This window comes from Anaerostipes sp. 494a, assembly GCF_001940315.1.
Lineage (GTDB): Bacteria > Bacillota > Clostridia > Lachnospirales > Lachnospiraceae > Anaerostipes > Anaerostipes faecalis.
Genome location: NZ_MJIF01000001.1, coordinates 15001 through 33616, shown reverse-complemented (window position 1 = coordinate 33616; position 18616 = coordinate 15001). Strand labels below are relative to the sequence as shown.

The following is an 18616-nucleotide window of genomic DNA, read 5'->3' as shown; positions in this document are numbered from 1 at the left end:
TGTAGATATTACAATATCATTGCGTTATAATAAATATATAATTATGTTCGGTTTAATTTCATACAGAATTAGGAGGTGCTTTTTATGTTACATGAAGTAAGTTTTCAGTCCTTTAATGAACGTGATATGGTACAGGGATGGATTTATGTACCTGCTGCAAACCCTAAGGGAATTGTCCAGATCATCCATGGCTTCGGTGAACATTCCAGAAGATATCTTCACATGATCGTTAAATTCATGGATGCAGGCTATATCGTAGCTGCTGATGACCATGTAGGACATGGTAAAACCGCTATGATGAATGATACCTGGGGTGACTGGGGTGATAAAGGTTTCCATACCATGATGGAGGATGAGCATACTTTAAAAGAAATTGTGTGTCAAAAATATCCTGATCTTCCTTATTTCCTGTTTGGTCACAGCATGGGATCTTTCATTACCAGAGATTATGCGGCAAAATATGGTCATGACCTGACTGGTATTACCATATGTGGAACCACAGGAATTTTCCGCGGAGCTTCAGAAGCTTCCAAAGAACTGGAAAAGGCAGTTGCGGAAGGGAAAGGAAAGGAATCTAATCCTGAATACACAGTTTCTTTAATGGGATGGATGTGCGAGCGTTGTGGTGAAATATCCATCGGAAATGAATGGATCTGTGCAGATCCTTATGTTCAGAAAGACCATGCTCAAGATCCTTTTGATGCCTTTACAAAGCCAACCACAAACCAGTCTATGCTTTATTTTACCCAAATGATGGAAGCTATCAGGGGAACCCAGTGGGCTCAGAAAATCCCGACCTCTCTTCCTATTTATAATATTGGTGGTGATCAGGATCCTGTCGGCGAATATGCAGAGGGAATTTATCAGGTTACCAATTGGCTCTGCAGCACAGGACACACAGTAAAAACTAAAGTTTATTCCGGATACCGTCATGAAATTCATAATTATAATGACATCAAAGACGATGTTGAATCCGGTATTATTGATTTTATGGATAATCTTATATAAAAATGATAGTGCTTTTTTGTTCAAAAAGATTTTTTCCACCTAATTTTTTTTATTGATTTTTCAGACTATTCTGCTATTATAAATTTAAAAAGACAATGAAACTAAATCAGGAGGTATTGATATGGCTGATTTTCAATTAAATATATTAAAACAAATAGCTGCCGGTCTAGCCGCCCAATTTGGAAGTAATTGCGAAGTTATCATTCAGGATATTGCTCATAACTCTTCAGAATGTTCTATTGTACACATTGAAAATGGACACGTCAGCGGAAAGAAAATTGGTGACGAATCATCTGGTATCGTTTTAAATAATATACGTCATATGAATAATCTTCCAACGGATCATTTAGCCTATTTAACAAAGACTGATACTGGCAGAATACTTAAATCCAGTACCATCTATATAAAAGATGATACCGAAAAACCACGCTACATTTTTTCTATTAATTTTGATATTACCAATCTTCTTGCTTTAGAAAAAAGTATCCATTCTCTTACCGAGTGCAATACTGATTCAAGAAGAAAAAATTATGCTCCGAAAAATACTCATAATGTTAATGAACTTCTTGATGAATTAATTGAACAATCTGTAGCATTGGTTGGAATACCAGTCCCATTAATGACAAAAAATGATAAAATCAAAGCAATCCATTTTCTAAATGATGCAGGTGCTTTTCTCATTACGAAATCTGGAGACAAGGTAGCAAAATATTTTGGAATCTCAAAATACACCCTTTACAGTTATGTAGACATTAATAAATAAGCATTTGTCTGTAAATACTACAATGAAAAACCGCTTCTGATCTGTTTTGAGGAGTCGCTTCACCCTCATTACAGTCAAAAGCGGTTTTTGATAATTAAGAATTTTATCCAATCCAGACTATTTTACTGCGATAACTTCAATCTCACAAAGAACGCCTTTTGGTAAATCCTTTACTGCAACACAGCTTCTTGCCGGTTTAGATACAAAATATTTTGCATATACTTCATTGAATGCGGTAAAATCAGCAATATCTGCCAAGAAACATGTGGTCTTAACCACTTTATCATAACCGCTTCCTGCTGCTTCAATGATAGCTCCTGCATTCTTACAGCTCTGCTCTGTCTGAGCTTCAATTCCTTCTGGAATCTCACCAGTTTCAGGATTTACAGGAATCTGTCCGGAAGCAAAAATAATTCCATTTACTTCGTATCCCTGTGAATATGGTCCAATGGCTCCTGGTGCTTTATCTGTACTGATTATGTTCATTTTGACTCCTCGCTTTCTACAAATTTTACTCTGTTTGTCCATTATACTATATCCACTTTATTATAACAATTACTTAATTATTAAAGTTCAACACTATGCCTGAAATACTTTATGAGGATTCAAAATATTTTTTGGATCAAATGCCTTTTTAATTCCATTCATTAATTCAATTGTTTCAGGATTCAGAGACTCTTGTAAATATGGTTTCTTTGCAAAACCAATTCCATGCTCTCCTGATACCTTTCCTCCAAGTTCTTTTGCCTTCCGATATATTTTCTCCATGGCAATTCCCATACGTTTTTCAAATTCCTCCTGGCTTAAATCATCTCTCAGAATATAAGAATGAAGGTTTCCATCTCCTGCATGACCAAAACTTTTAATTCGGATATCTACTTCTGTATGCAGATTATGAAGATAATCTACCATTTCATTCACCTTGTTTCTCGGAACAACCATGTCTACTTCATCCATATAGGTAGTTGACCCTTTAATTGCTTCCAGAAATGCTCCTCTGGCCTTCCAGATGGATTCTTCTCTTTCTTCCGTATCAGAAATCAGAACATCCAGTGCACCCTGTTCCAGACAAAGTTTTGCTACTTTATCATATGCTGCCTCAATCTCTTCTGTTGAATTTCCATCAAACTTTAGCAGAAGATATGCATCCGACTGGGAATCAGGAAATTTTTTCCCAAGATACTCTTCTGCATCAATAATGACTTCCCTTTGCATAAATTCAATGGCTGTTGGTATTGCTTTTGATTTAATTATTAGCGGCACTGTATCAATTGCCTGCTTAAGAGTAGGAAAAGGTATCAATAAACTAATTGCCTTTTTCGGCAGAGGGAGCAATTTTAATATAGCTTTTGTAATGAATCCAAGGGTTCCTTCTGAACCTATCATCAGATCTTTCAGTGAATATCCGGAACTGTTTTTTACGACCTTACCTCCAAATTCAACAATATTTCCATTTGGAAGTACCACTTCCAGTCCACGTACATAATCTCTGGTGACTCCATATTTTACTGCACGCATTCCTCCTGCGTTGGTGCTGATATTTCCACCAATGGTTGCAGATTTTTCCCCTGGATCTGGCGGATAAAATAAATCATGTTCTTCAACGAAGGCTGATAATTCCATAAGCAGAACACCCGGTTCAACCGTGATCGTCAGATTTTCCTCGTCCAGCTCCAGAATATGGTTCATCAGACTGGAATCCAGCATAATACCATGTTCCATAGCAACAGAAGAACCAACAAGACCTGTTCCTGCACCTCTTGGCGTTACCGGAATATTGTTTTCATAAGCATATTTCATAATTTCTGATATTTCCTGAGAAGATAATACTTTTACAACTACATCAGGATAACTCTTGGTACCACTTAGTTCGTCATGGCTATATTCTTCATTGATATTTTCCCCAAATAATATTCTCTCAGAATCCTTTACAATATTTTGAATTGCTTCCAGATCCGCTTTATCAAATTTCTTATAATCCATATCCTATGCCCCTTTCGCTGCTTTCACTTTTTCAATGAGCTTTGGTATGATTTCGTAAAGATCTCCTACCAGACAATAATGTGCCGTTTTGAAAATTGGTGCTTTTTCATCAGAATCTATGGAAATGATACAATCAGAATGATTCATTCCTGCAACAAACTGAATTGCACCAGATACACCACATGTAATAATTAATTTAGGACGAACCGTTCTTCCGCTTAATCCAACCTGGCGTTTTGCATCCACCCATCCGGCTTCTACCAATGGTCTTGTACATGCCAGCTGACCCTTCATAAGATCCGCCAGCTCCTGAATCATTGCAAGATCTTCTTCTTTTTTTACTCCTCGTCCGGCAACAACAAGTACATCTGCTGATTCAATAAACTGCTCCTGTTCTTTCAATACAATATCAAGTACCTCCACATTGGATTTCAGTTTCTCTTCATCGATCTCACATGAAATAATCTCTCCACTTGTCTCTTCCATACGCTCTGGTGCATTCATAACTTTATAACGCACTGTTGCCATTTGTGGACGGTTATTTGGTGTCAGAATATGTGCCATAATATTTCCGCCAAAAGCCGGACGAATCTGAGAAAGATCTGTATTTTTATCCATTTCAAGAATAGTACAATCTGCTGTCAGTCCTGTCTTCATTCTTGCCGCAACTCTTGGAGCAAGCTGTCTTCCCACCGTTGTTGCACCTGTTAAAATGGCAGATGGTTTCTGTTTTTCAATAAAATCCTCAAATACCGCTGTATATGGTTCAATCTTAAACCGATCCAGTTGAGGATTATCATATACAAAAACTTTATCAACTCCATAGTGAAGTAATTCTTCCGCTTTTTCTTTTATTTTACTTCCCATAAAAAGAGCATAAACCGGATGTTTAATGACCGCCGCCAATTCTCTTGCCTTTCCAATTAATTCATATGTAACTGGATGAATTTCTCCGTCAACATGATCCACATATACAGCAATTCCATTCCATTGACTTTTATCAATGGTTTTCTTTTCTTTTTCTTCTACATACTCTACAGCACCTGCCGGACCTTTTTTTACACACAGTCTGCACATTTTACATGCAGCATTGATACTGACTTTCCCATCCTTTTCTTCCATAGCTCCGAAAGGACAGATTGTTGTTAACTCTTTAGGATCTTTTATTTTTTCCTGATGAATGATTAATTTTGCCATCGCTTTCTCCCCCTTTTTAAATAAATTTTAATTCTGAGATCATATGAAATAATTTATCTGCAATTACGTCGCTATTCTCATTCCATACTTCTCTATGATCATTTGTCTCTGGTGGGAAAATGCGTTTTACCTGAGTTGGTGAACCGTTCAAACCATAATGAGTCTCATCTGTGTCTTCCATATCATCCAAAGAATAAACTTCTATTTCCCTATCTTTTGTCTCTGTTTTTTTCACATAAGATGGAAGTCTTGGCTGGAAGATATCTTTATCCACTGACAATAAACATGGATAAGAAACTTTTGCAATTTCCAGCTCATTTGGAAGATCCATCTCAATGGTAATTCCATTGGAATCGATGTCTTTTATTTTTTTAACATTTGAAACACTTGGTATATTCAGCCATTCTGAAACCTCGGATCCAACCTGAGCCGTATCTCCATCTGTTGTCTGCTTTCCACATAGGATCAAATCAAATGTTCCCATTTTCCGAATACCCTGTGCCAGAGTATAACTGGTTGCCAGCACATCAGCTCCGCCAAATCTACGATCAGATAGCAACGCCCCTTTATCTGCTCCCATAGCAAAAGCTTCACGAATAACTGCCATTGCCTGTGGCGGTCCCATACTAATTACACTGATTGTTCCTCCGGTCTTCTCCCGAATCTGTAATGCAGTCTCCAATGCATACAGATCATATGGATTCATTTTAGAATCTGCTCCGTTTCTTAATAGCACCCCCGTTACCGGGTCTACTTCTACTTTGTTGGAAGCCGGTACTTGCTTGATGCATACTAAAATATCCATAATATTCCCTCCTGTTTAAACACTTTTTCACATTTCTCTATATTGGTAGTACCAATTTTAATGGTAAAAAATAAAGATGTCTCCGCGCATCTGATTTTAATTTTTATATTGGTAGTACCAATTTCTGTGTTTTATTATAGTCAATATTACTATTTTTGTCTAGTATCTTCTTATAATTTTGTTAAAATTAAACAAAGGATATGTTGATTTACTCACATATCCTTACAATTCTTTGTTAATAATTTTATTAATCATATCAAAGTGACGTATCATTGCCTTCTGTCCATTAACTAAATCTCTTTTCATAAGACATTCCACCATTTCTTTATGTGCTTCCTGCAACATACCCTTACGCCTTTCGGTTCTTAAAATTTCACGACGCATATCTTTGATAAACACATCCATAACCTTTGATAACGCATTTAAAATATGCAAAATTAATATATTTCCTGAGGCCTTTGCAATTGCATAATGAATTTTTTTATCCAGCATTGTTTTTTCATCAACATCTTTACTCTGGTCCAGTTTTAAAACATATTCCTTCATCCTCATAATTTCTTCATCTTCTGCATTCTTTATGGCAAGTGCATAGGCCTGCATCTCCAGACCAATACGAAGCTGATTAACCTGTTCATAATCCAGCTCATTTAACCTGAACATCATAGACATTGTATCTACCAGATAGGATTCAAAATCACAGGAGATATAATTTCCCGCACCATGTTTACTGGAAATAACACCAACAACACTAAGGATCTTTAATGCTTCACGAACAGAATTTCTACTGACACCCAGTTGTTCTGATAATTCTCTCTCTGGTGGGAGAGTTTCTCCAAGAACAAGCTCCTCATTCATGATCTTCTGTTTAATATGATCCATAACAATCTCATATGCTTTTTTCTCTTTTTCCATGATATCATTTCCCTTCATTTCTATAGTTTTTTATTCTTCATGCAAATAACAGTACTCGCTTCCCATTTTCGCATCTCTATAACACCCCTCTTCTGCACATTGGGGAGGATTATTCATTCTAATGGTAATCCAAAACATAATAATTAAGAAAATTATAGCTGCAGGAAAACTGAAATACCATGGTTCCTTCTCTTCATCCTTTTTTTCCTTCCTGGCTTCCAAAACATAAGGCTTTTTTATTTTTAATAATTTCACGCCTAAATATCCCCATGCAGGAATGCAACATGCGGGCACAACATATAACATATGTAAAAGTTCCCATGTTATCTCTTCAATTATTATAGTTTTTATCAAGACATATGTAAATGCTAGAGCAAAAATCAGTGCTATGGTAAAATAATCCCTTCCTTCTGATTTTTCTCCAAAATATATATATCCTATTGTTGATAACATCCACACAAAATATATGGGAATCATGTATCTTGGACTGCTAAGCCATATAATAAGCAAGAGCATCAATGGAACAACTGCACACAATCCAATAACAAAACATATTAATACACTATTGTATATTCTAAGACCTAATGAGTCCCTTTGGGGTTTTACTGTTTCAGATATGATTTTTTCATCCGTTTCATATATATCTCCTATGACCTTTTTTTCTATCATATCATCCCATATATCTTTTTTTCCATCTCCATTCATATCAAAAAATGACATTTCTTTTTCTCCTCATTTCCCTTGATTATAAATCAATACGATTCCCCTTTTATTTCATTTTATCATATCCTCAAATTAAATACATCCTTTACTTAAGATTCAAGACTCGCTCGCGAGTCTTGGCGCGGAATTCGGGTCTGCATAGCAGACATACTTCCAATCCGAATTCCTGCGCATCCTCGCGGAGCGTATATCAGATGGGGGGATTGAAACCTGCCACTGATACATAATTGTTGCTCACCGCCTACAGAGGCGGGAGTCATCCCTCATCTGATATAGAGTCATAAAAAGAAAATCCCGTAAATACGCGGATTAACGTATCTACGGGACCCATCATCAATTAATCAAAATTATTTATAATTTACAATTTTTCCAAAGTCTGGTTTTAATGATGCACCACCAACTAATCCTCCATCGATATCTGGCTGAGCAAATAATTCTGGAGCACTAGCTGCAGATACAGATCCACCATACTGAATGCGGATTGCTTCTGCTGTAGCTTCATCATATACTTCACCAATACAAGCACGGATTGCTGCACAAACTTCCTGAGCCTGTTCTGTAGTTGCAACTTTTCCAGTTCCAATAGCCCAAATTGGTTCATATGCAATGATAGCAGTTTTAGCCTGGTCAGCTGTAACTCCCTGGAATGCAATCTTAATCTGCTGACGTACAAAGTCAATTGTAACTCCCTGTTCTCTCTGAGCAAGAGTTTCACCACAGCAAACGATTGGTGTAATTCCATGTTCAAAAGCTTTTAATACTTTTTTGTTTACAGTTTCATCTGTTTCAGCAAAGTATTCTCTTCTTTCAGAATGTCCAAGAATAACATATTTAACACCTAAATCTGTTAACATGTTAGGAGCGATTTCTCCTGTATAAGCTCCACTTTCTTCAAAGTACATGTTTTCTGCACCGATAGAGATATTGCTTCCTTCTGCTGCTTCAATAGCTGCTGGAATGTCAATAGCTGGTACACAAAATACTACATCAGAAGTTTCACTTGCTACTAATGGTTTTAATTCTTCAATTAAAGCTTTTGCTTCACTTGGAGTTTTGTTCATTTTCCAGTTTCCTGCTACGATTGTTTTACGCATGAGACTTATCCTTCTTTCTTAAAATATTAATATTGTACTTTTATATGGTAATTGTATTTATTCTCATTAAATACTTAAATGCTAAATGACTATTTATCGTTTGCTGCTACTACACCTGGAAGGTCTTTTCCTTCTAAGAATTCAAGAGATGCTCCACCACCTGTTGAGATATGTGTCATCTTATCTCCAAATCCTAACTGGTTAACAGCAGCTGCAGAGTCTCCTCCACCAATAATTGTTGTTGCTTCTGTTTCTGCTAATGATTCTGCAACAGCAATAGTTCCTTTTGCAAGGATAGGGTTTTCAAATACACCCATTGGTCCATTCCATACAACTGTTTTTGCTGTTTTAACTGCTTCAGCAAATTTAGCAGCTGTTTCTGTTCCAATGTCAAGTCCCATCATGTCAGCTGGAATTTCATCAGATGGTACAACAGATACTTCGATTTCCGCATCAATTGGATTAGGGAATTCTTTTGCGATTGTTGTATCAACAGGCAGGAACAGGTTCTTTCCTAATTTTTCTGCCTTATCCATCATTTCTTTACAGTAGTCGATTTTTTCATCATCTACCAGAGAAGTTCCAACTTCATATCCTTTAGCCTTTAAGAATGTATAAGCCATTCCGCCACCAATAATTAATGTATCACATTTTTCAAGAAGGTTATCAATAACTTTTAATTTGTCTGCAACTTTAGCTCCACCTAAAATAGCAACCATAGGTCTTTCTGGATTATTAACTGCATTTCCTAAGAAATCAATTTCTTTCTGCATTAAGTATCCCACTACAGCAGTATCAACATATTCTGTAACACCAACGTTAGAACAGTGTGCTCTATGAGCTGTACCAAATGCGTCATTTACAAATACGTCACACAGACTTGCCAAATCTTTGCTAAATTCTTCACCGTTCTTTGTTTCTTCAGCTCTGTAACGAGTATTCTGAAGAAGAACTACTTCTCCGTCTTTCATTTCAGCAACAGCTGCTTTTGCATTTTCACCAACAACATTGTCATCAGCTGCAAATTTTACTTCCTGACCTAACAGTTCACTTAAACGTACTGCAACAGGTGCAAGAGATAATTCTGGTTTTGGTTCTCCTTTTGGTTTTCCTAAATGAGAGCAAAGAATTACTTTTCCACCATCAGCAATCAGTTTTTTGATTGTTGGAAGAGCTGCTACCAGACGGTTTTCATCTGTAATTACTCCGTCTTTTAAAGGTACGTTAAAATCACAACGCACTAAAACTTTCTTTCCTGCTACATTAATGTCATCTACAGATTTTTTATTTAACATGTTTCGTGTTTCCTCCTAAGATTTTCCTGGATTAGGTCAGAATTGCAACCTATATAAATATAAATATTTGCAATTCTGATTAAAAAAAAGAGGATCCGGTCCAAAAAGACCGGACCCTCGTTGAGTCTTATCACACTGTATTACTACAGGCATGTCCTCAAAAATTGTTCAAATTAAGCTAATTCAGCAAAGTATTTGATTGTTCTTACCATCTGGCTTGTGTAAGAGTTTTCATTGTCATACCAAGATACAACCTGAACTTCATATAATCCATCACCGATTTCAGTAACCATTGTCTGAGTTGCATCGAATAAAGAACCATATGTGATTCCTACGATATCAGAAGATACTAATTCTTCTTCTGTGTATCCGAAAGATTCTGTAGCAGCAGCTTTCATTGCAGCGTTGATTCCGTCAACAGTAACGTTATCACCTTTAACAACTGCTGTTAAGATTGTTGTAGATCCTGTAGGAACTGGTACACGCTGAGCAGATCCGATTAATTTACCATTTAATTCTGGAATAACTAATCCGATAGCTTTTGCAGCACCTGTAGAGTTAGGTACGATGTTAACTGCAGCAGCACGAGCTCTTCTTAAATCACCTTTTCTCTGTGGTCCGTCAAGAGTCATCTGATCTCCTGTATAAGCATGTACTGTTAACATGATTCCAGACTGAATAGCTGCAAAATCATTTAATGCTTTAGCCATTGGAGCTAAGCAGTTTGTTGTACAAGAAGCTGCAGAAATAACTGTATCATCTGTTGTTAATGTGTCATGGTTAACATTGTATACGATTGTTGGAAGATCATTTCCAGCTGGCGCAGAAATAACAACTTTCTTAGCTCCTGCTGTAATATGAGCAGATGCTTTTTCTTTAGATGTATAGAATCCTGTACATTCTAATACTACGTCTACATCAAGGTCTCCCCATGGAAGTTTTGTTGCGTCTGCTTCTGCATAGATTTCGATTTCTTTACCGTCTACAACGATAGAAGATTCTTTAGCTTCTACTGTATCAGCTAAAGCATATTTTCCCTGTGCAGAATCATACTTTAATAAGTGAGCTAACATTTTAGGATTTGTTAAGTCGTTGATTGCTACAACTTCATATCCTTCTGCTCCAAACATCTGTCTAAATGCAAGACGTCCAATACGTCCGAATCCGTTAATTGCTACTTTTACTGCCATCTCAATTCCTCCTAAGTCTTGATTAATTAATTTGATGGATTTGCCAAATGTTAATCTATTGACAAACTTCTTTTTTATTGTAAACAATACACCTAAAAATTTCAAGGGAAATTTAAGAATTTTATCATGTATACAATATAATTCTTTTGTACAATTTCAACAAATTTTTACAGGTATTATCTTTATATATTCTGACATTTTTATTTATCATTCTGATTTAAAACATAACCTGCAATATTATCCGCATGATCTGATATTCGTTCAAGACTTGATATAATATCCAAATAGAAAACTCCCACTTCTGGAACGCATGATTCCGTTTTCAGCCTTTGAATATGACTTTTACGAAGCTTCTTTTCCAATTTATCTACTTTTTCTTCATTTTCAGTGGCGATGCGAGCTTCCTCTATACTGTCATTTTCAATAGAGCAAATAGCATGATTTAGTGCATTTTTCACATATTCCGTCATTTCTTTCAGCTCTTCCTGAGCCTGTTTTGTAAAATGAGATTTTCCTTCTTTCATTTCCTGTAAATACTCTGCAATATTCTCCACATGATCTCCCGCACGTTCTATATCTGTAATAGTGTCAAAGAGATTATTAACAACTACAGTCTGTTTGTCTGTCAATGCAAGCTGACTGATTTTAACAAGATAACCTGTGATCATGGTTTCCAAATGATTGATAACCTGTTCATTATGAAAAACTTTATCAATTTTTTTCTGACTTGGCTCATCTTTCATTGCTTCCTTCATAATTCTGTTTAAATTACCCAAAGCAATGCCACCCATACGTACAACTTCTTTTACTGCATTTTCTACTGCAAATGATGGTGTTTCCAAAATACGAGGATCCAGGTGCCGAAGAACTTTTTCTTCCACTTCTTCATCATCATCTTCCTCTATCGCATCTTCATGTATAATAAGTCCGGAAATTTTGACCAGAACATTTGCAAATGGGAAAAGCAGAATCGTAATTGATATATTAAATATTGAATGGAATATTGAAATCTGTGTACCGGAAATATGCTGTAATGCTAAATCATTAAAAATTCCAAAGAAAATAGTCATAATAATTCCATAAATAACCGCACCCATTACATTAAACAGCAAATGAATAGTTGCCGCTCTTTTTGCCGTTTTATTTGCTCCTGCACTGGATAAAAGTGCTGTAATACATGTACCAATATTCTGTCCAAGTGTAATAAAGACAGCAGATCTCCAGTTTACGATTCCTCGCATAGCCAGCGTTTGTAAAATACCTACAGACGCTGATGAACTCTGAATTATGGCTGTTACCAATGCTCCGACTAAAATCCCAAGAAATGGATTATTTCCAAGTACCTGAAACGCTTTATAAAAAATCGGACTGTCCTGATACATACCAATGGAACTTGACATGGATGAAAGTCCAATAAATAAAATACCAAATCCAACGGCTATTTCTGCCTTTTGCGTTAACTTCTGTCTGCTGGAAAATGTAATAATAAATGCTCCAATACCTAAAATAAGCGGTGCAAAAAAGTCTGGTTTTAGAGCTCCAGCCCATTCATTTGCTGATACAAGCCATGCTGTAATTGTTGTTCCAACATTGGCACCCATGATTACTCCCGCTGCCTGCGTCAAGTTCATGATTCCTGCGTTAACAAAACCTACAACCATGACTGTTGTTGCAGATGAACTCTGAATTATGGCTGTTACTAGTGCACCTACCAATACTCCGAGAAAACGATTATTAGTAAGATATCCTAATAGTTCTCTCATCTTATTACCGGCTGCTTTTTGAAGACCGGATGCCATAATATCCATTCCATAAAGAAACATTCCAAGTCCGCCAATGAATGCAAATAAATTACCGACATGTGTTAGTGTATTCATTTTTCTATCCTCCTGTGTTCATTTTATATCTTATCAAACCGCAGAAAAAATTTAAAGAACTTTTTACATATATCTTTCTTTATTTTTACATTTGTATCATAATATCATTATAAATACAAAAAAGGAGTTTATTTATGATAAAAGCAGATTACCATTTACACACCAGTTTTTCCTCTGATTCTGAGGCTCCCATGGAATCTATGATCCGTCAGGCAATCTCTTTGAATCTTGAAACCATTTGTTTTACAGAACACCATGATATAGATTATCCTGATAATCCTGACAATTTTGATTTTTTGGTAGATCTTTCTTCTTATAAGGATAGACTTTTTAATTTAAAAGAAAAATATAAAGACCAGATTGAGATTAATTATGGAATTGAATTAGGTCTTATGCCACAGACTCTAGATAAATGTGCTGATTTTTCTTTAAAGGATTCCTTTGACTTTATTATTGGGTCTTCCCATATTATTGACAATATGGATCCATATGAACCTGTTTATTTTGAAACTTATCCCTCAAAAAAAGGATTAGAACACTATTTTGAAGATATCTTACACAATGTTAGGAACTATAAAAATTACTGTGTTTATGGGCATTTGGATTATGCTGCAAGATACATTAAAGATCAGGATTTTCATTTTCGATACGCTGATTATTATGATGTTCTTGATGCAATATTAAAACAGATTATTTCTGATGGAAAAGGAATCGAAGTAAATACCGGAGGATGGAAATACGGAATGGCTAATCCTAATCCACATTATGAAATACTTCAAAGATATTTAGAACTTGGTGGTAAAATTCTTACCATCGGTTCTGATGGACATTGTCCAGAACATATTGCCTTTGATTTTCACAGATTGCCAGAGTATTTATCTTCTCTTGGTGTTCGTTATTACACAATTTTTAGAAATCAGAAACCGGAATTTTTGAAATTATAACTTTCAGTGTATTTTTAGTTCTTATTATTATCCTTATTCTGCAATTCGACACATAAATAAGGGATGTTTTTTCTTTTTAGAGACCTCTTCCCCATTCAGATTTGAGAGGAATATTACCTTCTATTGCTTCGTCCAGCAAAGAAATCATTCTTCTTTTGTCATCATTCAATGTTCCTCTCAAATTTAAATAATTAGAGGCATGATTGGATCTGAAAATACATCCTGGGCAATCCATATTCTGCAACATTTTTTTTGTTTCTATTAAAATATCGTATGGACTCATTAAATGAAATTTTCCTTTTTCTATCTCATTAAATAATGGCATATCTTCCTCTATCATTAGTGTAAGAAGTCCTACATATTCCGGTTTCATCATGGAGAGCACTTTTCCTGTATCCTCTGCATGCTCTCTCCATAAATATCTTCCGCCCAATCCTGAAATTGCAGTAACCGAAAGACTAATAGAAGCATCATGAATCCTCTTAGATGCTTCTATCATTTCTTCTGATGAAACACCCTTTTTCATAAATTTTAATACATCTGTATTTCCTGATTCCAGTCCTAAATATACCATAGAAAGTCCACTTTGACGTAATAATTTTAATTCTTCTGTATTCTTCAAAAGTACACTCTTTGGTGATGCATAAGAAGTAACCTGATAACATTCTGGAAAATTCATTCGAATATATTCAAGAATAGTTTTCAGATAATCTGTTTTGCAGATCAGAGCATCTCCATCTGCCAGAAAAATTTTGTTTACCTGGTGATAAGTCACCCGGGCTACTGCAAGATCTTCTAAAACTTCTTCTATCTTTCTAATTCGAAATATTTTTTCTTTATACATATTACAAAACATACATTGATTCTGACTACATCCGATTGTCACCTGTAAAATCAAACTGTACGCCTCACTGGGAGGTCTGTAAATCATTCCTTCATATCTCATATCATTCCTACTTCCTTATATGATTTGCTGTTATTATATCTGACTACTGTTATTTGAGCAATAAAAAAAGAACCAGATAAAATCTGATTCTTATTTTACAATTCTTCTTACCGATAATATTTTTCTATATTTTGCATTAGAGGAAATTTTAATTCCAGTACTTTTTGTACTGGCATGAACAATTTTCCCTCCTCCAATATAAATGGCCACATGTCCACTATAACAGATGATATCTCCTGGTTGAATATTCTTATAAGACACTTTTCTTCCTGCTTTTCTTTGCGATGAAGAAGTTCTTGGAAGACTATACCCAAAAGCCTTGTAAACGCTCTTTACAAATCCAGAACAATCCGCACCCGTGTTTAAATTAGTACCACCCCAGCGATATGGGTTTCCTACAAAACGTTTGGCAAAAGATGCAACTGTTTTCCCTTTATTATAGGTACTCCCAGTTAATCGTGGTGCATTGGTATTTATATAAACATATTTTTTTAATGCATATCCTGTTTTCCCTTTTACTTTAATTTTTCTCCATTGACCACTTGTTGAAAGAACTGTTACTTTTGTTCCAGTTTTTAATTTCATTATTGTCTTTGAACTTTTTGACTTTTTTGTTCTTAATTTACACCAGTGGCGAAAAATCTTTCCGCTATAACCAGATGCTGCTGCAACTTCCTGCTGAGGATACGTTGAAACAGTTGCTGTAAATATAAGTAAAAAAGTCAGAATAATTATTACAACTTTTTTCATTTGTTTTCCCATGCTTTTTCCTCTGTTAAATTTATTACATTTTTGTTACGTTTTATTGAATAATATCATATTTTATAATTATTGTAAAGAGTTTTTGTAACATTTATGTAACATTTTTTCTTTTTTATCACAATATGTTTTATAATTCATATTTATAACAAAAAGGAGGTTTCTACATGCCTGATAATTTTGATGAACGCCGCAGGCGTGATTGCCCGCCATGTCCCCCATGTCATCATGATCGTGATCGTCGTGACGATCGCAGAGAAAGACATGAAGATCATCGTAGAGATGATAGATTCGATAGGCACAGAGATAGACGTGACAGAGATATCTGGCCTTGGTAATAGTATGTATGAGGCTGCTTAGGCAGCCTCTCATAATATTTTTTCCATTTAACGTTGGAAAAATATCTTCTTTCACAAATTTCTACAAAAGAAAAAAGCCTAAGAAATAATTTATTTCCTAGACTTCTTAGCAGGGGCAGAAGGACTCGAACCCTCGACCTGCGGTTTTGGAGACCGTTATTCTACCAACTGAACTATGCCCCTATTTAATGTGCCTTCAAAACATCATACAAGATCTCTTGCAAGTCATCCCTCACTCTGCCTTCTCTGGTTAAAGCCTCGACCGATTAGTAACAGTCAGCTCCATGTATTGCTACACTTCCACCTCTGCCCTATCAACCTCGTAGTCTTCAAGGGGTCTTACTACCTTATGGTATGGGAAATCTTATCTTTAGGGGGGCTTCACGCTTAGATGCCTTCAGCGTTTATCCCTTCCAGACTTGGCTACTCTGCCATGCACTTGGCAGTACAACAGATACACCAGCGGTCCGTCCATCCCGGTCCTCTCGTACTAAGGACAGCTCCTATCAAATTTCCTCCGCCTGCGCCGGATAGGGACCGAACTGTCTCACGACGTTCTGAACCCAGCTCGCGTACCGCTTTAATGGGCGAACAGCCCAACCCTTGGAACCTGCTACAGCTCCAGGATGCGATGAGCCGACATCGAGGTGCCAAACCACTCCGTCGATGTGAACTCTTGGGAGTGATAAGCCTGTTATCCCCAGGGTAGCTTTTATCCGTTGAGCGATGGCAATCCCACGTTATACCACCGGATCACTAAGTCCTACTTTCGTACCTGCTCCACCCGTCGGTGTCACAGTCAAGCTCCCTTCTGCCTTTGCACTCTTCGAATGGTTTCCGACCATTCTGAGGGAACCTTTGAGCGCCTCCGATACCCTTTCGGAGGCGACCGCCCCAGTCAAACTCCCCACCTGACATTGTCCCCCGGCCGGATCACGGCCGATGGTTAGAAATCCAACATGATAAGAGTGGTATCCCAACAGCGACTCCATAAGGACTGACGTCCTTACTTCTCAGTCTCCCACCTATCCTGTACATATCATGCCGAATCCCAGTATCAAGCTGGAGTAAAGCTCCATGGGGTCTTTCCGTCCTGGCGCAGGTAACCAGCATCTTCACTGGTATTTCAATTTCACCGGGTGTGTTGTTGAGACAGTGCCCAAATCATTACGCCTTTCGTGCGGGTCGGAACTTACCCGACAAGGAATTTCGCTACCTTAGGACCGTTATAGTTACGGCCGCCGTTTACTGGGGCTTAAGTTCAAAGCTTCGCTTGCGCTAACCTCTCCCCTTAACCTTCCAGCACCGGGCAGGCGTCAGCCCATATACTTCACCTTTCGGTTTTGCATAGACCTGTGTTTTTGCTAAACAGTTGCTTGGGCCATTTCTCTGCGGCCACTCTCATGGCACTCCTTCTCCCGAAGTTACGGAGTCATTTTGCCGAGTTCCTTAACAACACTTCTCCCGTCGGCCTTAGGATTCTCTCCTCATCCACCTGTGTCGGTTTACGGTACGGGCACATATGAAACGATAGCGGCTTTTCTCGACAGCCAGGGGCCTGGACTTCCCTACTTATGTTCGGTACGCATCACGTCTTCAGATCATCAGGCGGATTTGCCAGCCTGACTCCTACCTCGCTTGCTCCGGGCTCTCCATTCCCGGATTCCATTCCCTGTCTGTGTCCCCACAGTTCTGTCCATATGTGGTACAGGAATCTCAACCTGTTATCCATCGACTACGTCTTTCGACCTCGCCTTAGGTCCCGACTTACCCAGAGCAGATCAGCTTTACTCTGGAAACCTTAGATATTCGGCCTGAAGGATTCTCACCTTCATCTCGCTACTCATTCCGGCATTCTCTCTTCCATGAAGTCCACCACTCCTTTCGGTATGGCTTCATCCCTCATGCAATGCTCCTCTACCAATGCATTCGCATTCCCAAGCTTCGGTGTCGTGTTTCAGCCCCGGACATTTTCGGCGCAGGGACTCTCGACTAGTGAGCTATTACGCACTCTTTCAATGAATGGCTGCTTCTGAGCCAACGTCCTAGTTGTCTTCGAATCCCCACATCCTTTTCCACTTAACACGCACTTTGGGACCTTAGCTGTGGGTCTGGGCTCTTTCCCTTTTGACCATCCAACTTATCTCGTATGGTCTGACTCCCATGAACCATCTGTCTGGCATTCGGAGTTTGATATGCTTTGGTAAGCTTTGACGCCCCCTAGGCAATTCAGTGCTCTACCTCCAGCAGACTCTCATGAGGCTAGCCCTAAAGCTATTTCGAGGAGAACCAGCTATCTCCGGGTTCGATTGGAATTTCTCCGCTATCCACACCTCATCCCCACCCTTTTCAACGGATGTGGGTTCGGTCCTCCACTTCCTCTTACGGAAGCTTCAACCTGGACATGGATAGGTCACCCGGTTTCGGGTCTACCCTGGCTGACTATACGCGCTATTAACGCTCGCTTTCACTTCGGCTCCGGACCTTAAGTCCTTAACCTCGCCGGCCGGGGTAACTCGCCGGACCGTTCTACAAAAAGTACGCAGTTCCACATTTACAGTGGTTCCACAGCTTGTAGACACAGGGTTTCAGGTTCTCTTTCACTCCCCTCCCGGGGTACTTTTCACCTTTCCTTCACAGTACTATGCGCTATCGGTCACTGAGCAGTATTTAGCCTTACGGGGTGGTCCCCGCTCATTCCCACAAGGTTTCTCGTGTCTCGTGGTACTCTGGATCCTGCTGGGCGGCTTGGGATTTCGGA

General features: G+C 37.8%; 16 protein-coding genes, 1 tRNA gene and 1 rRNA gene (1 of these 18 cut by a window edge). 4 read left to right on the top strand and 14 right to left on the bottom strand.

Translation table 11 applies throughout. The annotated features are described in order from the left end of the window. Nucleotides 1–84: 84 nt before the first annotated feature. Both BHF70_RS00165 and BHF70_RS00160 read left to right on the top strand, forming a co-directional pair. Complete coding sequence (locus tag BHF70_RS00165) at nucleotides 85–1008, top strand: alpha/beta fold hydrolase (RefSeq protein WP_075758367.1); 924 nt, start codon at nucleotides 85–87, stop codon at nucleotides 1006–1008. 121 nt (nucleotides 1009–1129) lie between these two features. Further along, nucleotides 1130–1771, top strand: coding sequence for a helix-turn-helix transcriptional regulator (locus BHF70_RS00160; RefSeq protein WP_075758366.1), 642 nt, complete (start codon nucleotides 1130–1132; stop codon nucleotides 1769–1771). 117 nt (nucleotides 1772–1888) lie between these two features. On the opposite strand, the gene BHF70_RS00155 is transcribed toward BHF70_RS00160, so the two are convergent. The 10 genes from BHF70_RS00155 to BHF70_RS00110 all read right to left on the bottom strand — a co-directional run bounded on the left by BHF70_RS00155 (nucleotide 1889) and on the right by BHF70_RS00110 (nucleotide 12847). Continuing rightward, complete coding sequence (locus BHF70_RS00155; RefSeq protein WP_075758365.1) at nucleotides 1889–2257, bottom strand: RidA family protein; 369 nt, start codon at nucleotides 2255–2257, stop codon at nucleotides 1889–1891. A gap of 93 nt (nucleotides 2258–2350) precedes the next feature. Next, entirely contained in the window at nucleotides 2351–3754 is a 1404-nt protein-coding gene (locus tag BHF70_RS00150) for an FAD-binding oxidoreductase (protein ID WP_075758364.1), read from the bottom strand. 3 nt (nucleotides 3755–3757) lie between these two features. Beyond that, nucleotides 3758–4951, bottom strand: a complete 1194-nt coding sequence (locus BHF70_RS00145; RefSeq protein WP_075758363.1) for an electron transfer flavoprotein subunit alpha — start codon at nucleotides 4949–4951, stop codon at nucleotides 3758–3760. 16 nt (nucleotides 4952–4967) lie between these two features. Beyond that, on the bottom strand, nucleotides 4968–5756 hold the full coding sequence (locus tag BHF70_RS00140) for an electron transfer flavoprotein subunit beta/FixA family protein (RefSeq protein WP_075758362.1): 789 nt from the start codon (nucleotides 5754–5756) through the stop codon (nucleotides 4968–4970). Nucleotides 5757–5978: 222 nt separating this feature from the next. Next, on the bottom strand, nucleotides 5979–6668 hold the full coding sequence (locus BHF70_RS00135; protein ID WP_075758361.1) for a FadR/GntR family transcriptional regulator: 690 nt from the start codon (nucleotides 6666–6668) through the stop codon (nucleotides 5979–5981). Between the two features lie 30 nt (nucleotides 6669–6698). Then, nucleotides 6699–7388 carry a hypothetical protein gene (locus tag BHF70_RS00130; RefSeq protein ID WP_075758360.1) on the bottom strand — a complete coding sequence of 230 codons (690 nt, stop codon included), beginning with the start codon at nucleotides 7386–7388 and terminating at the stop codon, nucleotides 6699–6701. Nucleotides 7389–7738: 350 nt separating this feature from the next. Further along, nucleotides 7739–8485: a triose-phosphate isomerase gene (gene tpiA, locus BHF70_RS00125; RefSeq protein ID WP_075758359.1), complete on the bottom strand. Its 747-nt coding sequence runs from the start codon at nucleotides 8483–8485 to the stop codon at nucleotides 7739–7741. 89 nt (nucleotides 8486–8574) lie between these two features. Next, nucleotides 8575–9780, bottom strand: coding sequence for a phosphoglycerate kinase (locus BHF70_RS00120; protein WP_075758358.1), 1206 nt, complete (start codon nucleotides 9778–9780; stop codon nucleotides 8575–8577). A 173-nt stretch (nucleotides 9781–9953) separates the two neighbouring features. Beyond that, nucleotides 9954–10970, bottom strand: a complete 1017-nt coding sequence (gene gap / locus BHF70_RS00115) for a type I glyceraldehyde-3-phosphate dehydrogenase (protein WP_075758357.1) — start codon at nucleotides 10968–10970, stop codon at nucleotides 9954–9956. 200 nt (nucleotides 10971–11170) lie between these two features. Continuing rightward, nucleotides 11171–12847, bottom strand: coding sequence for a Na/Pi cotransporter family protein (locus BHF70_RS00110; RefSeq protein ID WP_075758356.1), 1677 nt, complete (start codon nucleotides 12845–12847; stop codon nucleotides 11171–11173). A gap of 134 nt (nucleotides 12848–12981) precedes the next feature. On the opposite strand from BHF70_RS00110, the gene BHF70_RS00105 reads away from it, so the two are divergent. Next, nucleotides 12982–13791 (top strand): histidinol-phosphatase HisJ family protein, encoded by an 810-nt coding sequence (locus tag BHF70_RS00105; protein ID WP_075758355.1) that lies wholly within the window; start codon nucleotides 12982–12984, stop codon nucleotides 13789–13791. A gap of 76 nt (nucleotides 13792–13867) precedes the next feature. Here the strand turns inward: BHF70_RS00105 and BHF70_RS00100 are convergent, their stop codons facing one another. Next, nucleotides 13868–14737: a radical SAM protein gene (locus BHF70_RS00100; RefSeq protein WP_075758354.1), complete on the bottom strand. Its 870-nt coding sequence runs from the start codon at nucleotides 14735–14737 to the stop codon at nucleotides 13868–13870. Between the two features lie 90 nt (nucleotides 14738–14827). Next, on the bottom strand, nucleotides 14828–15499 hold the full coding sequence (locus BHF70_RS00095; RefSeq protein ID WP_075758353.1) for a C40 family peptidase: 672 nt from the start codon (nucleotides 15497–15499) through the stop codon (nucleotides 14828–14830). A 164-nt stretch (nucleotides 15500–15663) separates the two neighbouring features. On the opposite strand from BHF70_RS00095, the gene BHF70_RS12400 reads away from it, so the two are divergent. Further along, complete coding sequence (locus tag BHF70_RS12400; protein ID WP_158024860.1) at nucleotides 15664–15834, top strand: hypothetical protein; 171 nt, start codon at nucleotides 15664–15666, stop codon at nucleotides 15832–15834. A 131-nt stretch (nucleotides 15835–15965) separates the two neighbouring features. Here BHF70_RS12400 and BHF70_RS00090 read toward each other — a convergent pair. Together BHF70_RS00090 and BHF70_RS00085 are read right to left on the bottom strand one after the other, a co-directional pair. Beyond that, nucleotides 15966–16038: transfer RNA gene (locus BHF70_RS00090), tRNA-Trp, on the bottom strand. A 63-nt stretch (nucleotides 16039–16101) separates the two neighbouring features. Then, nucleotides 16102–18616, bottom strand: a 23S ribosomal RNA gene (locus tag BHF70_RS00085); it runs 370 nt beyond the window's last position.

Coding starts and splice junctions, on each gene's coding strand:
- BHF70_RS00135 (WP_075758361.1), bottom strand. CDS start 6,668: ATGGAAAAAGAGAAAAAAGCATATGAGATTGTTATGGATCATATTAAA.
- BHF70_RS00155 (WP_075758365.1), bottom strand. CDS start 2,257: ATGAACATAATCAGTACAGATAAAGCACCAGGAGCCATTGGACCATAT.
- BHF70_RS00150 (WP_075758364.1), bottom strand. CDS start 3,754: ATGGATTATAAGAAATTTGATAAAGCGGATCTGGAAGCAATTCAAAAT.
- BHF70_RS00160 (WP_075758366.1), top strand. CDS start 1,130: ATGGCTGATTTTCAATTAAATATATTAAAACAAATAGCTGCCGGTCTA.
- tpiA (WP_075758359.1), bottom strand. CDS start 8,485: ATGCGTAAAACAATCGTAGCAGGAAACTGGAAAATGAACAAAACTCCA.
- BHF70_RS00120 (WP_075758358.1), bottom strand. CDS start 9,780: ATGTTAAATAAAAAATCTGTAGATGACATTAATGTAGCAGGAAAGAAA.
- BHF70_RS00145 (WP_075758363.1), bottom strand. CDS start 4,951: ATGGCAAAATTAATCATTCATCAGGAAAAAATAAAAGATCCTAAAGAG.
- BHF70_RS12400 (WP_158024860.1), top strand. CDS start 15,664: ATGCCTGATAATTTTGATGAACGCCGCAGGCGTGATTGCCCGCCATGT.
- BHF70_RS00110 (WP_075758356.1), bottom strand. CDS start 12,847: ATGAATACACTAACACATGTCGGTAATTTATTTGCATTCATTGGCGGA.
- gap (WP_075758357.1), bottom strand. CDS start 10,970: ATGGCAGTAAAAGTAGCAATTAACGGATTCGGACGTATTGGACGTCTT.
- BHF70_RS00140 (WP_075758362.1), bottom strand. CDS start 5,756: ATGGATATTTTAGTATGCATCAAGCAAGTACCGGCTTCCAACAAAGTA.
- BHF70_RS00105 (WP_075758355.1), top strand. CDS start 12,982: ATGATAAAAGCAGATTACCATTTACACACCAGTTTTTCCTCTGATTCT.
- BHF70_RS00095 (WP_075758353.1), bottom strand. CDS start 15,499: ATGGGAAAACAAATGAAAAAAGTTGTAATAATTATTCTGACTTTTTTA.
- BHF70_RS00165 (WP_075758367.1), top strand. CDS start 85: ATGTTACATGAAGTAAGTTTTCAGTCCTTTAATGAACGTGATATGGTA.
- BHF70_RS00100 (WP_075758354.1), bottom strand. CDS start 14,737: ATGAGATATGAAGGAATGATTTACAGACCTCCCAGTGAGGCGTACAGT.
- BHF70_RS00130 (WP_075758360.1), bottom strand. CDS start 7,388: ATGTCATTTTTTGATATGAATGGAGATGGAAAAAAAGATATATGGGAT.